Origin of the sequence: Pseudoalteromonas sp. TB64, from assembly GCF_000498095.1 — a bacterium.
Classification (GTDB): domain Bacteria; phylum Pseudomonadota; class Gammaproteobacteria; order Enterobacterales; family Alteromonadaceae; genus Pseudoalteromonas.
In genome coordinates this window covers 1-13,878 of sequence record NZ_AUTQ01000035.1, presented here as the reverse complement: position 1 = coordinate 13,878, position 13,878 = coordinate 1, and the positions used below count along the sequence as shown (strand labels likewise).

The 13,878-nt window shown below is 34.3% G+C and carries 18 protein-coding genes; 17 read left to right on the top strand and 1 reads right to left on the bottom strand.

Annotation, left to right across the window (positions count from 1 at the left end):
• The coding region (locus tag L647_RS0101145; RefSeq protein ID WP_029880334.1) for a TonB-dependent receptor at positions 1-399 on the top strand (399 nt) is incomplete at its 5' end.
• A 538-nt stretch (positions 400-937) separates the two neighbouring features.
• Here the strand turns inward: L647_RS0101145 and L647_RS1000000124905 are convergent.
• Positions 938-1,792, bottom strand: coding sequence for an OmpA family protein (locus L647_RS1000000124905; protein ID WP_024609573.1), 855 nt, complete (start codon positions 1,790-1,792; stop codon positions 938-940).
• 129 nt (positions 1,793-1,921) lie between these two features.
• On the opposite strand from L647_RS1000000124905, the gene L647_RS0101135 reads away from it, so the two are divergent.
• The 16 genes from L647_RS0101135 to L647_RS1000000125725 all read left to right on the top strand — a co-directional run.
• Positions 1,922-2,491: a LuxR C-terminal-related transcriptional regulator gene (locus L647_RS0101135; protein ID WP_024609572.1), complete on the top strand. Its 570-nt coding sequence runs from the start codon at positions 1,922-1,924 to the stop codon at positions 2,489-2,491.
• A gap of 55 nt (positions 2,492-2,546) precedes the next feature.
• A complete protein-coding gene (locus tag L647_RS0101130; protein ID WP_029880332.1) occupies positions 2,547-2,831 on the top strand; it encodes a hypothetical protein in 285 nt (94 codons plus the stop codon).
• A 19-nt stretch (positions 2,832-2,850) separates the two neighbouring features.
• A complete protein-coding gene (locus L647_RS0101125; RefSeq protein ID WP_024609570.1) occupies positions 2,851-3,168 on the top strand; it encodes a hypothetical protein in 318 nt (105 codons plus the stop codon).
• 49 nt (positions 3,169-3,217) lie between these two features.
• A complete protein-coding gene (locus tag L647_RS0101120; protein WP_024609569.1) occupies positions 3,218-4,591 on the top strand; it encodes a Tad domain-containing protein in 1,374 nt (457 codons plus the stop codon).
• 6 nt (positions 4,592-4,597) lie between these two features.
• A complete protein-coding gene (locus L647_RS0101115; protein WP_024609568.1) occupies positions 4,598-5,515 on the top strand; it encodes a hypothetical protein in 918 nt (305 codons plus the stop codon).
• Positions 5,512-6,186 carry a hypothetical protein gene (locus L647_RS0101110; protein ID WP_024609567.1) on the top strand — a complete coding sequence of 225 codons (675 nt, stop codon included), beginning with the start codon at positions 5,512-5,514 and terminating at the stop codon, positions 6,184-6,186. The genes L647_RS0101115 and L647_RS0101110 overlap by 4 nt, the downstream gene beginning before the upstream one ends.
• On the top strand, positions 6,176-6,433 hold the full coding sequence (locus tag L647_RS0101105) for a hypothetical protein (RefSeq protein WP_024609566.1): 258 nt from the start codon (positions 6,176-6,178) through the stop codon (positions 6,431-6,433). Before L647_RS0101110 ends, L647_RS0101105 begins: the two co-directional genes overlap by 11 nt.
• A complete protein-coding gene (gene cpaB, locus L647_RS0101100) occupies positions 6,430-7,314 on the top strand; it encodes a Flp pilus assembly protein CpaB (RefSeq protein WP_024609565.1) in 885 nt (294 codons plus the stop codon). Before L647_RS0101105 ends, cpaB begins: the two co-directional genes overlap by 4 nt.
• Before the next feature lie 47 nt (positions 7,315-7,361).
• Positions 7,362-8,630 (top strand): pilus assembly protein N-terminal domain-containing protein, encoded by a 1,269-nt coding sequence (locus L647_RS0101095; protein ID WP_253948825.1) that lies wholly within the window; start codon positions 7,362-7,364, stop codon positions 8,628-8,630.
• A 10-nt stretch (positions 8,631-8,640) separates the two neighbouring features.
• Entirely contained in the window at positions 8,641-10,368 is a 1,728-nt protein-coding gene (locus L647_RS0101090; protein WP_024609563.1) for an ATPase, T2SS/T4P/T4SS family, read from the top strand.
• A complete protein-coding gene (locus L647_RS0101085; protein ID WP_024609562.1) occupies positions 10,361-11,209 on the top strand; it encodes a type II secretion system F family protein in 849 nt (282 codons plus the stop codon). The genes L647_RS0101090 and L647_RS0101085 overlap by 8 nt, the downstream gene beginning before the upstream one ends.
• A 10-nt stretch (positions 11,210-11,219) precedes the next feature.
• Complete coding sequence (locus L647_RS0101080) at positions 11,220-12,080, top strand: type II secretion system F family protein (RefSeq protein WP_024609561.1); 861 nt, start codon at positions 11,220-11,222, stop codon at positions 12,078-12,080.
• Between the two features lie 2 nt (positions 12,081-12,082).
• Positions 12,083-12,430 (top strand): DUF192 domain-containing protein, encoded by a 348-nt coding sequence (locus L647_RS0101075; RefSeq protein ID WP_024609560.1) that lies wholly within the window; start codon positions 12,083-12,085, stop codon positions 12,428-12,430.
• Positions 12,427-12,885: a tetratricopeptide repeat protein gene (locus tag L647_RS0101070; protein WP_024609559.1), complete on the top strand. Its 459-nt coding sequence runs from the start codon at positions 12,427-12,429 to the stop codon at positions 12,883-12,885. The genes L647_RS0101075 and L647_RS0101070 overlap by 4 nt, the downstream gene beginning before the upstream one ends.
• A 1-nt stretch (position 12,886) precedes the next feature.
• On the top strand, positions 12,887-13,654 hold the full coding sequence (locus tag L647_RS0101065; RefSeq protein ID WP_033024183.1) for a TadE/TadG family type IV pilus assembly protein: 768 nt from the start codon (positions 12,887-12,889) through the stop codon (positions 13,652-13,654).
• Positions 13,655-13,684: 30 nt separating this feature from the next.
• A partial coding sequence (locus L647_RS1000000125725) for a hypothetical protein (RefSeq protein WP_033024181.1) occupies positions 13,685-13,878 on the top strand: 194 nt, incomplete at its 3' end.

Below are 13,878 nucleotides of genomic sequence, written 5' to 3'. Positions count from 1 at the left end.
CTGTCGTATGCGTATGTTGATGCAACTATTCAAAATTCGTTTTTTGATGCTAATTTTGGTTTTAATGTAGATGCGGGAAGTTCACTGTTAAATATTCCTGAGAATCAGGTTAGTTTACAGCTTGTTAAATCAACAGAGCTTTATGGTAAAGCTGCTAAATATGGCGGTGGCTTGGTTTATGTAGGTTCACGAAACGGCTTTTTTGGAACCGATTTTAAACTACCGAGCTACACAACCGCGCGCGCGTTTGTAGATGTTGATGTAACTAAATCATTTGGTTTACGCGCCGAGGTTGATAACTTATTTGATGAAACCTACTACACTAACTCATTTGCAGATGTGTGGGTTCAACCTGGAACACCGCGTAGCGTACGCTTAACTGGCACTTTTAAGTTTTAAACGTTATTTACATTACGCTAAAACTTTACTCCCAATCAAACCGAACTGAGCTTATCTTAGCAAGCTTAGCTTAAAGTTCGGTTTTTTAATTTCCCTTTAATAAATCCTCTCAAAATCTTAATCGCACCTGATAGACTAAGTAAAGTAAGGCTAAATCTTCTGTTTGTTATTTATGCAAAATGGCGTAACAATTAAACTTATGGATTTACGTTCACCTTTTTAATCGTAATTTCTTTTTTTGGTTGTTTTTTAAATCTGTTCAGTCTTTTTTTAAGGGTTCAGTATTGTTTAAACTTGAATCGATAGTTTTAGGGTGATATTACTCTTTATGACTAAGTACTGTATTGAGATAGTTAATTTGGTCAATCGTTAATAAATACTATTTATTACGTAAGAAAGTAACTTTAAATATCGCCGGCATGTTGAATCAGTTTTAATCTAAAGGTTTAAGCTCTAAAGTAACTAATTTATTTAGGACGTGAATCTGATCATTTTTTTACCTATATAAATTGTGCACTTAAGATTTAAACCTAGGTAATTATAATTTATTAGTCCTTGTAATTATTTCTACTCTTCTATTTCTCTCTCTGCCTGATGGTGAAGAGTTTGGAAATAATGGAGCTAATTCACCAACAGTATCCACTTCTAATCTGGATTTAGATAATCCTTGATTAATTAAGAACTGTGTTACTGTTTCTGCACGTTTCATAGCTAATGATAAATTATAGTCAGGAGAGCCAACATCATCAGTATGACCAATAATATAATAATTATTTTTGTTATTAACATTTATTTCGGCAAAGTCAATAAGAAATGATTGAGTAACAACATCAAGTGACGTCGTGTTAGTGTTAAAGTTTACTATAGAAATTTCAGAATCAGCCACTATAAGTTTTTTGTTTCCAATAGATGGTAATACCTTTTCCATTGTTCTGAAAAAAATAAAAGAATTTTTCTCATATGACGTTAAATGTAACATTTGCCATGTATCATCTTTTTTTATGAGAAAATACTTCTGTTTAAGTTTATCACTAATAAAGTTGGATGAATGTATTTTAATAGCATTTTCAATAGTATTCCCACACCGAATCCCTTCACATGAACTAACAATATTGAAATCGTTTTTTAAAAAGCTATCTTTAATCGAGTTAAAATCAAAAAGTGCGTTGTTATAATTATTGTAATTAACATTAATATACTTACTGAAAGCTGCTTGGTAAGTTATTGATTTAGAACTGTTAACCTCAAAGTTAAGATCGGGTTTATTGCCAGTGTCTACGATATGCCCTTTATTAAAAGCAAAGTTATAATTATCTTGTGCAATTGTGTTGGCTATTGTTGAATTACTGAGTAGTAGTGCTAAAGATAGAAGGGATATTTTTTTCATTTTCATCAAAGTCCTTATGATTTTTTTCAAATATATCAGCTAGGAAAAATAGTTGCAACTTAAGGTACATTTGAATTAAAGTAGAAAAATCTGAATATGTATTTATACAGGGTGTAAAAAATAAGGAGCGTTTTGATGAGGCAAGGGATAATTGATACATACATACTTGAAATAAAACGTTCAGGGCTGAAGTGCAATATAGTGGCTAAGATATCTGATATTGAATTTATTAGAAGTAATGCTAGAGAGTGCCTAGTTATAATAGATGACTCAATTGATTATAAAGCTGAGTTGAAACTCTTTAAATTAGGTTATAAAGGTGTTATCTGGATAAAGGATGAACATACTTGTATTGAGTTAATTGTTAAAACGATTTTAAACGGTGGTTTTTGGTTTGATAGGATAACTTTGTCTAAGCTAATAATATCCTTACCTAGTATGCAATATACAGCTATAAAAGATAATGCTAGAACAATAGAGGATAATAATTTTTTCGGTTTTACAAAGCGTGAATTGCAAATAATTGAACAAGTTTTACATGGTTGCACCAACAGGGAAATAGCTACTAATAAATGTATATCAGAGACAACAGTAAAGTCTCATATAAAAAATATCTTTTCAAAAGCAGATGTTAAAAGTAGGACTTCTTTAGTAGCTAAAATATCTTCATTACATAAAACCCTCCAAAAGGATGGTTATTTTTAGATAATATGCCTATATAATTGACAATCAATTAACGTACAAGGAGTAAAAAATGAAGATGAATAAAAAACAACTAGGGCAAGGGATGACTGAGTACATCATAATTGTTGCTCTGATAGCTGTTTCAGCAATCGGTGTGTATAGCTTTTTTGGTAAAACTATACGTAACCAAGTTTCTGCTCTTGCATCAGAAGTTTCTGGTCAGGATTCATCAGCGAATATACAAGCAGCTAAAACTGCAGCTGACGCTGCAGAATTAAATGCAAATAAAGATTACAATTTAGGTAACTTTGACGAGGGCGGTAATAAAGCAGCCACTTCAAGTGCCGGTGGTGGTAGCTAAAGTTAAACTGAGGTGAAAAATGTTACAAAAAAAACATCTAGGTCAAGGTTTGACAGAGTACATTATTATAGTTGCTTTGATAGCTGTATCGGCAATAGGTGTATATAGTTTTTTTGGTAAAACTATTCGTAATCAAGTAGCTGCACTAGCAACTGAAATTGCAGGGAATGATTCTGGCTCTCAAATTGCAAATGCGAAAGCTGCTGCAGTTAGTGCTTCAGTTACTGCAAACAAAAACTACAACTTAGGTAATTATAATGAAGGCGCAAATGGTGCGGCGGAAGATAGTTCAGATGGTGGTGGTTCAGGTGATGGTAGCTCAGACACTATTGATTAGATAATATAATACGCTAGATAACTCTAGCGTATTTTAAATGGATATTATTATGAACAAGGAACGTGGCCAATCCCTTATATTAGGTACGGTTTTTTTAGCTAGCATTGTAATGTCAATGCTCTATTTATTTAACGTATCTCAACAAAATTTAAATAAAACAAAACTTCAAACCAGTGCAGATGCAACTTCTTTAAGTGGTGCACAATTACTAGCAAGAGACTTAAACTTCAAAGCTTATACTAACAGGGCAATGGTTGCTAATCATGTCGCTGTTGCGCAATATGTTGGATTATCGTCATGGGGTAATATGGCGCAAAAAGGAGGCGAAAATCTCGCTACAGTAACTTCTATCATTCCAATTGTTGGGCAAATAACAGCTGGGGTTGAAGAAGTTCTTACAGCAATAAATGAAGTATTACAGCCTGCCACAGAAGCTGCAGTGGTATTAACTGATATTGTAAACACAGCCTTATCTACCTCGCAAATGCTTATGAACTCAGCTTCGATGGTTGCTCTTGTTGAAACATCAAATAAAGTGCTAAATAAAAATGATCCAGATGCGTATGTTGATGTTGCTTCGGCTGTTGGTGTGTCTAACTATATAGCAAATGATTGGGTGGACTTTCAAGGGCGCTTTGATAGAGATGATGATTCTGGTCGGTATGACGAACACTTCAATTTAATTACAAACTCAGTTGATCCTTTCACTGAAAAAAGAAGTTTCAATTGGGACTTTCCGTTTACCATACAGGTACTTAACGATAGGCTTAAGACTAAACAAGCTGGTGGAACAGAGTTATTTAAGAATGGGAGTGATGCAGAAGTTTGGAGCGCTATGGACACGCTTGGATTTCACTTTGAAACTTTTAGTTGTTCTTGGAGATGTAAATGGCGTGGAGGAGAAATCCCAACTGGTTGGGGAGCAAGCCATGCTGGAAGTGATAAAAGTACCGATGAATATACAAGTAACAGTTATTACGGGAGTTCAAGAGCGACTAATGGGACTTCTTCAGGCTTTGCATCTGATAACGAAACTGCAATGAATAGTGCTTATTCAGGTCTTCAAAGTTTCTATGATATAAAATCGACGAATAGGCAAAATGTAGCGCCAATGCTGACAGTGGTTATTTCAAAGGATATTGAAGATATTAGAACGTCAAAAAAATTAAAAGTTGGTACAGAGAATAAAGCTAATACAAAATTAATTGATATTGACATAGAGGAAGAAATGGACATTCCAAGAGATAGAATCACAGTTCTAAGTAAAGCAAAAATTTATTTTTTTAGAGATTCTAAACTTTGGGAAAGACCTGATTCTAAATGGGAATATGGAAATATGTACAATCCATATTGGCAGGTTACACTAAATGATACAACTAAAGATGAAAGAAGAATATTTAGTGCTCTAGCTCTACTTTTGTGAGGGATTATGAATAAACAATCAGGTCAAGCGCTTGTGGAAGTGAGTGTTTTTATTGCATTTATTATAGCACCTTTAATGTTGCTTATTCCGTATTTTAGTAACATTATTGAAGCTAAGCATTATGCTCAAATGTCTTCTAGGTATATTGCTTGGGAGCGAACTGCTTGGCTTGAAAATCGGCCAGGTAACTGGTCAGGTGATAATTCATCACTAGCTATAAAAAGTACTCAACTTGTTAATGCTGATATACCGTGGAGAATCCTAAGCGGTAAAAATTCCGTAATAACTTCAGAACAAGATAGCGATATCATATGGAATAAAGATAAATCTGCACAATTTTTGAAGTTTAATCAATCAAGCCAAGCAGAAGAAGAGTTTTTATTAGCGCCTTACAATTCTAGTGAAGAAGATGCCAGTTTATATAATTATTTTAACAATGATATGACTAATACTTCTGTCCCAGGCACTATATCTTCTTTTATTTCAGGTGCCTTATCTGTGCTTGAAATAGGTAATTTTGATGTGGAAAAAAAAGGCTTTTATAAAGCGAACTTTACTACACAGGTTACTAGTCATAAATTGTTAGAGTTTATAAATGAAGATTTGGAGGAAGAACCTGAAAACAGTGATGCTGAAGATGAAAACAAACGTCCACATCAGTTTGAATTCCTTATTAGCTCAACTACTTATCTTTTAGCTTCAGGTTGGAATGCTGGTGGGCAAGAACATAATGAGAAACGAGTTAGATCCTTAGTTCCATCAAACTTGTTAGATTTTAGTATTTTAGATACTGTTAGAGATGGAATATCGGAAGTGCCAATTGCCAAAAAATTAAATTCAGATTCATTACAATTTGGTTTGGTGAAGATTGAAGAGTTACCTACATCAAGAAAAGGAAATAATGTAAATGGAAATGAAAAATGATTAATTTAACAAAATTATTCTTTATAATTTCGCTATTAATAACTTCAAGTGTTTCGGCACAAGTAAGCTTTCCGGATGATTCAACAATTAAAATAGTGTCTGATGGAATGATTGTTGATGGTGTAAAAATGAGAGCCTGGGATTTTAAGAGTAAAAGAAGTATTGATTTTAATTTAGATTTTTTTACAAGCGAGTGGAAAGATAAAAGCACAAAGTTCTCACATGTCACAATAGATAACTGGCAGGTTATAAATGCTGTTATAGAGAATGTTGTTTATACAGCTAAATTACGTTCAGCCGGAAAAAATATATCATATGGCTTTATTGCAACTTCAGCTGATTTGGATAGTAAATTTAGTGTCCTTGATAAATCGTTAAATCATTTCCCTAAACCTTCGAACACAACTTTAATTAGGGAGATTAAATCACTAGATGGTGCAAAAAAATCAAGTACTTTAATAATGATGAACGGATTGTCAGTGAAAAAAAACCTAGCGTTTTATCATGAATACTACAGTAAATACAACTGGGCCGTAGATAAATCTGTTTATAGTAAAAATCAAAAAAGTGGTGTGTTTTTAGCTAGAAATGGACCAAATAACATTAATATAGTATTTGATAGCTCAAGTTCTAAAACAATGATAACAGTGGTAAGAGTCGATGTTGAATAAAAATAATAAAGGACAAGCCACGGTTGAGTATTTAATTATTTCAATAGGGTTAATAATGGCATTACTTCTACCGGTTCCTAATAATGAGCTTACAAGTAGCAATTGGTTAGAAAAATATCAAGGTAAAAATATCATGGAAATATTATCAGCTAAATTTAAGCGCTCTTATAGTAACTATAGCTATGCAAAGGCTTTACCACCTTTACCAGATGATATTGAGAGTTTTAATAGTCAGGAAGAACAATGAAAATAAAAAATTTACTCAACAAAAATTGGGTTTTATTGACGGTATCTGTGATTTTAGGGTTAATCGCCGCCTTCTCTATCGGAAAATATATGGAATTAAAGGAAGAACAGCTTAGAGTTACCTACAGCCAAGATGATGTTATTAAAGTACCTATTGTTGTTGTTACCAGATCTCTAGTAAAAGGAAGTATCATAGATAAGTCAATGGTTGCTGTAAGGCAGATACCTTCTGACTATTTGCCAGCAGGGTATTTAAACCCAAATGAATTCCCTGAAGTTGAAGGACAAATGTTATTAGAAAATTTATCTACAGGGCAGCCTTTACTTAGACCCTATTTACCTGGTAAAGGTTTTGACCAGTTTTCAGATATGCTGAAAGATGGTAGACGTGCTGTTACGATAAAAATAGATGAAAATAACTCTAATGCTGGGATGTTAGTGGCTGGTGATAAAGTAGATTTATACTTACTATCTGAAAAGACTAAAGGTACACCACAGTTAGATTTATTAATTGAGAGAGTTAAAGTATTAGCAACGGGCAAAATCACAGCAGCAGATAATAAAGACTTAGTTAATGAAATTTACAAAGACCCAACTAATTATAGTACCGTTACTTTAGATGTTTCCCTACTAAATGCCGGTCGTGTGAGTTTGGCTAAAGAGCATGGAAAGTTTGTTGCTTTATTACGCAATAGAAATGACGACTTGGTAGTATTAGAAACGAATATAGATTCTTCATCTTTATTTCCATCTAATAAAAAAGAACGTGAAGTAGAAATGATAATTGGTGGCTCTGGCAATATTGCAAAATCAGTTAAATCATATGTAAAAGAGCCTAATAATAGTAATAGTTTAACTTCAAAAAATAATAATAACTTATAAGTCGTAAAGGAATACAAAATATGGTTCGTAGTATAAAGATAATACTAATGTCTTTTGTTTTTATATTTTTTAATGTGAATGCAAGTAATCTTGAACAGATTAACATGAAGGTAGGAACGTTAACTTTACTGCCTATTGATGGCGTAACAAGAATCGCCCTGGCGAAATCAGGTGTCGTGAGTGCGAAAGTAATTGATGATGAAAATATACTCTTAATAGCAGAGGAGGCTGGTGAAACACAATTACAAATTTGGGACTTAAATAATAATAGTATTAAAATTAATGTATCTGTCCACTCTGTTGATTTGACTGCTTTAGTAGATAAAGTACAACGTTTAATTGTGGATATACCCACCCTAACAGTAAGAGAGGTTGGTGGATTAGCCGTATTGGAAGGCAATGTTGATAGTAAAACATACGAAAAAGCTACTGCAATTGCCAAAATAATTCCTAATTTAACATCGTTAGTTTCAAAAAAAGAGATTGAAATTAAACATATGATCCGTATGGATGTAAAAATAGTTGAAATAGGTAAAAAGACGCTAAAAAACTTAGGGGTTAAATGGGGATCTAGCGCTGCAGGACCAGCGTTTGGCGCTGTTAGCAATTGGACAAGTAATGATTTGTTTTCTACGTATTCGCCTGGGACTGTTTCAGACTCTATAATAGGACAAATTGGCGATACCTTGGTGGGCTCTAACAGCTTTTCACACTTTGGTATTGTTACAGGCTTATCATCCCAAATTCAATTACTATCTGAGCAAGGTGATGCTCGCATGCTAGCCCAACCAACACTTAGTACTCGAAGTGGTGAAAAAGCACGCTTTTTAGCTGGAGGCGAAGTTCCTATTCCTTTACTTTCTGCAGATGGAGCACCGAGCGTAGAATTTAAAGAATATGGTATTAAGTTAGAAATTGAACCTGTATCAGATGAATCTGGAAACATTGTTTCCTTTATTAGTGCTGAAGTAAGTTCTGTTGATGCTTCTGTTCAAGTTAATGGAATTCCGGGGTTTAAAACTAGAGAGACTGAATCTGTTGTCAACGTAAGAGGTGGCGATACAATCGTTATATCAGGTTTAGTTTCAAGTGAAATGTCTAAGTCTGTTTCTAAAGTACCATTTTTAGGATCTATTCCAATTTTAGGCGAACTATTCAAGTCAAGAGATTTTGCAGATAACAAAACAGAGTTAGTTATTCTTGTAACACCTCAAATTGTACCTGTAGAAAGTAAGTTACATCAAGAGCGACTAAAACGTGCCCAAGAAATGATTGATGAGGCAGATAAGCTCAAAGCATTTTATATATTAGATTAAGGAAATACTAATGTTTGATGTAATAGTTACTACAGCTAAAGGCTTAGCTGTTGGTCGTATAAAATGCAATGAAAAAATATGTACTATCGGTAAAGATAAGCAACATAGCGTGAGTTTACATGGGTTCAAAGTATCTAAAGAGCACGCTAAACTTTACTTAAATGATGATGGTCTTTATTTAGAGGACCGTGCAAGTAGAACTGGGACTCAACTTAATGGAAAAAAAATTGAATCGGCAGGTCCTTTAAAACCCACGGATTTAATCGAGATAGGCGGTTACCACATACGTGTAGAAGTTGGTGAAGGTTTTGATTCATTAAACCAAGGACAAGTATCGAAACCTGACATTTCAAAAAATAATATTCCAGATGTTAAAGAAACTGTTGAAATTGACACGAAAAGTCAGTCTGTAGAAGTAAAAGCTGCCGTGTTAAATGATGATGACGAAACTCGCTTAAGAATTAAGAAACGTAATGAACTTAGGAAAGAAGTTCATAGAGAGTTAATCAAGCAAATTGATCTCAGGCGTGTAAATGTTTCTGAAATGAGCGATGATGAATTAAGGTCTCAAAGTAAGGCTTTAATAGAATCAATCGTTTTCAAACTTCACATACCAGTAAATGTTGACTATCAAGAATTATGCAAAGAAGTATTAGATGAAACTGTTGGATTAGGTCCTTTAGAAAATATAGTCAATGATCCTGATGTTTCAGAAATAATGGTCAACTCACACGACGAAATTTTTTATGAAAAAGCAGGGAAACTTTATCTATCTGATATTGCATTTACAGACGATCAAGCTGTTTTAAGTGCAATTGAAAGAATAGTTACTCCTTTAGGTCGTAGGATAGATGAAAGTCAACCTATGGTTGATGCACGACTTAAAGATGGGTCGCGTGTAAATGCAATCATTCCTCCTTTGGCACTTAAAGGCCCATGTATTACTATCCGTAAATTCATGTCTAAGAAATTAGAAGCTGAGGATCTTGTTAATTTTGGCTCTATGTCACCAGCGATGGTTAAATTTTTACGAATGACCGTTGTAAATAAGCGGAATGTTGTTATTTCCGGCGGTACAGGCTCTGGTAAAACAACACTCTTGAATGTTTTATCAAACTTCATTCCTGATGATGAACGAATTATAACCGTAGAAGATGCAGCTGAGCTTAAATTATATCAACCTAATCTCGTTTCTTTAGAAGCTAGACCGCCTAACCAAGAAGGTAAAGGCGGAATAGAAATTAGAGATTTAGTTAAAAACTGTTTACGAATGCGACCAGATAGAATTGTTGTGGGTGAATGTCGTGGGGGTGAAGCGTTAGATATGCTTCAAGCTATGAATACGGGACATGATGGGTCGTTAACTACTGCGCATGCTAATACCCCTCGAGATTGTATATCACGTTTAGAAGTTATGGTTATGATGGCAGGGATGGACTTACCAATCCAAGCTATAAGAGAGCAAATTGGGTCTGCAGTTAATATGATTGTTCAGCAATCTCGTTTTAGTGATGGTTCTCGTAGAGTAACTTCTATATGCGAAGTTACTGGAGTTGAAAGTAACATTTTACAGTTAGCTGAAATATTTAAGTTTAAGCAGACAGGCTATAGTAAAGAAGGAAAAGTATTAGGTGACTATCTTCCTACAGGAATGATACCAGAGTTTTATGAAAAACTTCGAGATAGAGGCATTGATGTAGACCTAGGGATATTTAAAGTAGGATCCGATGATGAATAGTCTATTTATAATGATTACTGTAGGTATTACCGTAGCCTTATTGGTATACGGTGGTAACTTTGTTTCTAGAGATTTAGCAGAAAAGTATAGAGAAAAATTTACAAATACAGCAACCAATAATCTGTCAGATATGTTTTTGTTTATTGAACCGCAAAAGCTATTTATAGGCAACATAGTTGGCATGGTCATATTATTCACTTTTATCTGGGCCTATACGGGCGCAGTCGTTTTAGCAATTATTATTGTAACAATCGTTGCTTTTTTACCACCTTATTTTTATAAATTCTTACAGACAAGGCGACGTAAGCTTTTTATTAAGCAATTGCCTGATGCGCTCAATATGGTATGTGCCTCAATGCGATCAGGCTCTAGTTTAACCAATGCTATAGAGGTAATGGTCCAAGAACAAGACGCCCCTTTAAGTCAAGAGTTTTCACTTTTTTTAAGAGAGCAGAGGTTGGGAGTTGATTTTAATACAGGCCTTGATAACATGCTTGAACGAATGCCAGAGCTTGATTTTAAGCTTGTTGTTTCGGGTATGCAGATTTCCAAAGAAATTGGTGGTAATTTAGCCGAGACTTTAGAGCGACTCGCAGATACACTGAGACGTAAGTTAGAAATGGAAGGTAAAATTGACTCATTAACGGGGCAAGGGAAAATGCAAGGTATTGTTATGACTGCATTACCCTTATTTATAGGTTTAGTTCTTTATCAAATGGAACCTACTCATATGGTACGTTTATTCACTGAGCCTATGGGGTGGGCGGTATGTGCGATTACCGCTATTATGCTTTATCTTGGGTACACTTTCATACGCAAAATAGTAAATATTGACGTATAGGGAAGAATAAATGATTTTAATTATAATAATTTCAGGGCTTTCGCTTTGTTTATTTTTTTATAGCGCTTATAAAATTAAAGTTTCTATACCTGAAGAGTCTAGAAGCTTTATGGATCCGCTTCCACCATCTCTTAAACTTATATGGCCCTTTGTTAAATTGGCCGCTTATTACTTAGGTGAAAGATTATCTATTGAGTATTTAGAAAAAACAGGGAAAAAATTACAAATATCGGGTGTATCTTATATTTTAACACCAGAAGAATATTTTGGTGTGCGCGTTGTTTCTTCTATTTTATGTACTTTATTTACATTATTAATATGTGCAATGCTTGATTCTATCAGTTTACTGTACTTGCTCTATGGTTCCCTGTTTGGTTATTTTATGCCGCTCTTGACTTTGAATGACCTTAAAAAGAAACGGCAATTAGCTATTGTTAAATCTCTGCCGGTATATTTGGATTTTATAACTATGTCTGTAGAAGCTGGTTTAAATTTAACCGGAGGGCTTAGCCAAGCTGTAGACAAAGGTCCTGAAGGTGCCCTCAAAGTCGAATTTGGCAAAGTGTTACGTGATTTACGAGCTGGTGTCAATAAGATTGATGCATTTAGGGCTATGGCTGAACGTGTACAAACCTCAGAAGTCAATAATTTAGTCAGTGCTTTGGCACAGGCAGAAAGAACAGGTGCAAGTTTAGGTGCAACACTAAGAGTTCAGTCAGATCAGAGGCGAGTAGAGCGCTTTCAAAGAGCTGAGAAAAAAGCGCTTGAAGCGCCTGTTAAATTAGTATTCCCATTAATAATGTTTATATTTCCAGTTACATTTATGATCTTGTTTTTCCCGATAGTCATGAAATTTATGTACGACCTATAAAAATGAATAAACTCACTCTAATAAAGAATAAAAATAGCTTTAATATTTTTCATGCAAATACTTGGCTCCTTAGGTTAAGAGGTTTGTTAGGTCGAAAATTAAATATTAACGAGGGTATGTTAATTGAACCCTGTAACTCAATACATACTTTTTGGATGCAATATGATCTCGATATAGTTTTTTTAAATAAAGAGAATAAAATAATCAAAATTGTAGAAAATATTAAGCCTTGGCGCCTGAGTGCATGTAACAAAGCAAATAAAACTTTAGAATTTCCATCAGGTACTTTATCAACAAGTAACTTTAAAGAAGGGGATTTATTAATTTTTCAAAAGGTAAATCACAGATGAAAAATATATACTTAATTTGTTTGATAATTTTCTTAACGGGTTGTAGCTCTACAAAAAATTCAGAGAAAAAAAATAGTGTAAATCTAGTTGAGCTGGAAAATAGAGCTGAGTCTGCTTACATTGCAGGACATTTAGATATGGCCGAAGGATTGTATCGAACATTAATAAAAAACAAGGATAACTATGCTCCAGCTTGGTTTAGATTAGGTAATATATACACTCGTAGTGCTCGACTAGATGCCGCAATTAGTGCTTATCAACACTGTATACAGCTTGATCCAGAACATAATAAGGCATGGTATAACCTAGCAATTGCGAGAATGCGTCAATCAACTGATGTTTTAATTGAGGCCCAAAAGCATGTAGATCCTAAGTCTCCAGTAAAAATACAAATGGATGAATTATTTTTACAATTAATGAGATTACAAACAGGTGAGAAGAATACAGGGATGTAATATGAAATTATTTAAATCTAAGCTTAAATACCAAAAGGGGCAATCGATGATTGAGTTTTCTATTACGTTGCCGTTTTTAGCCCCTTTAATTTTAGTACTCATAATGCTATTAATTCAATGGCTTCTTGTTTACAAAGATAAAATAACTCTCAATGCAGCTACATTTGATGCAGCGCGTTCCGGTGCTTTAAACCATGGTGATATGAGTAAAATGAAAGATGCATTAGCCCAAGGCATGATGCCCTTATTTATGGCAGATACGGGAGACGATCCAAATGCAATTGATGTAGCTGCAGCTTATTTTAAAGCCAAAGGTTATTTAGAGTTGGGTTCAAAAATAACTGTTTTGAACCCAACATCAGAAGTTTTTAATGAATTTAAGGAACGCCGTCGATATGAAGGCGGTGTTGTAATAAATGAAATACCTAACGATAATTTAATATACCGCAAACCCACAATGAAAACGATTAATAGCAGCCAAAAGTTAAACATTCAAGATGCTAATTTGTTACAGATTGAAGTTGATTGGTGTAAACGATTAGAAGTACCAATTGCGAACTGGGTTATAGGTAAAGTTTTGACTCTTACAGATGTAGATCCAGACCCATTATCATCTGGGTTTGTTAATTTTATACCTGATGAAGAACAATTAAAATGTTCCGCTTTAGGAGCTGTGACATCTTCTGCTGGAGATACTACCTATAATGGTTATTATATTACAATTAAATCTTATGCACTGATCCGAATGCAAACACCATATCGGATGTAAAGGAAAGTACCAACAATAAGGGTAAGGAAAATGAACGCAAAACAACTTTTAGCACTGCTTTTAGCAGGCTCATTGAGTCTAACACTGGTCGGGTGTAACGAATCATTAAGTGAAGATGATTCTACATCAATACCTGATGGAACCGGTGGAGATACCGGTGGAGATACCGGTGGAGATACCGGTGGAGATACCGGTGGAGATACCGGTGGAGATACCGGTGGAGA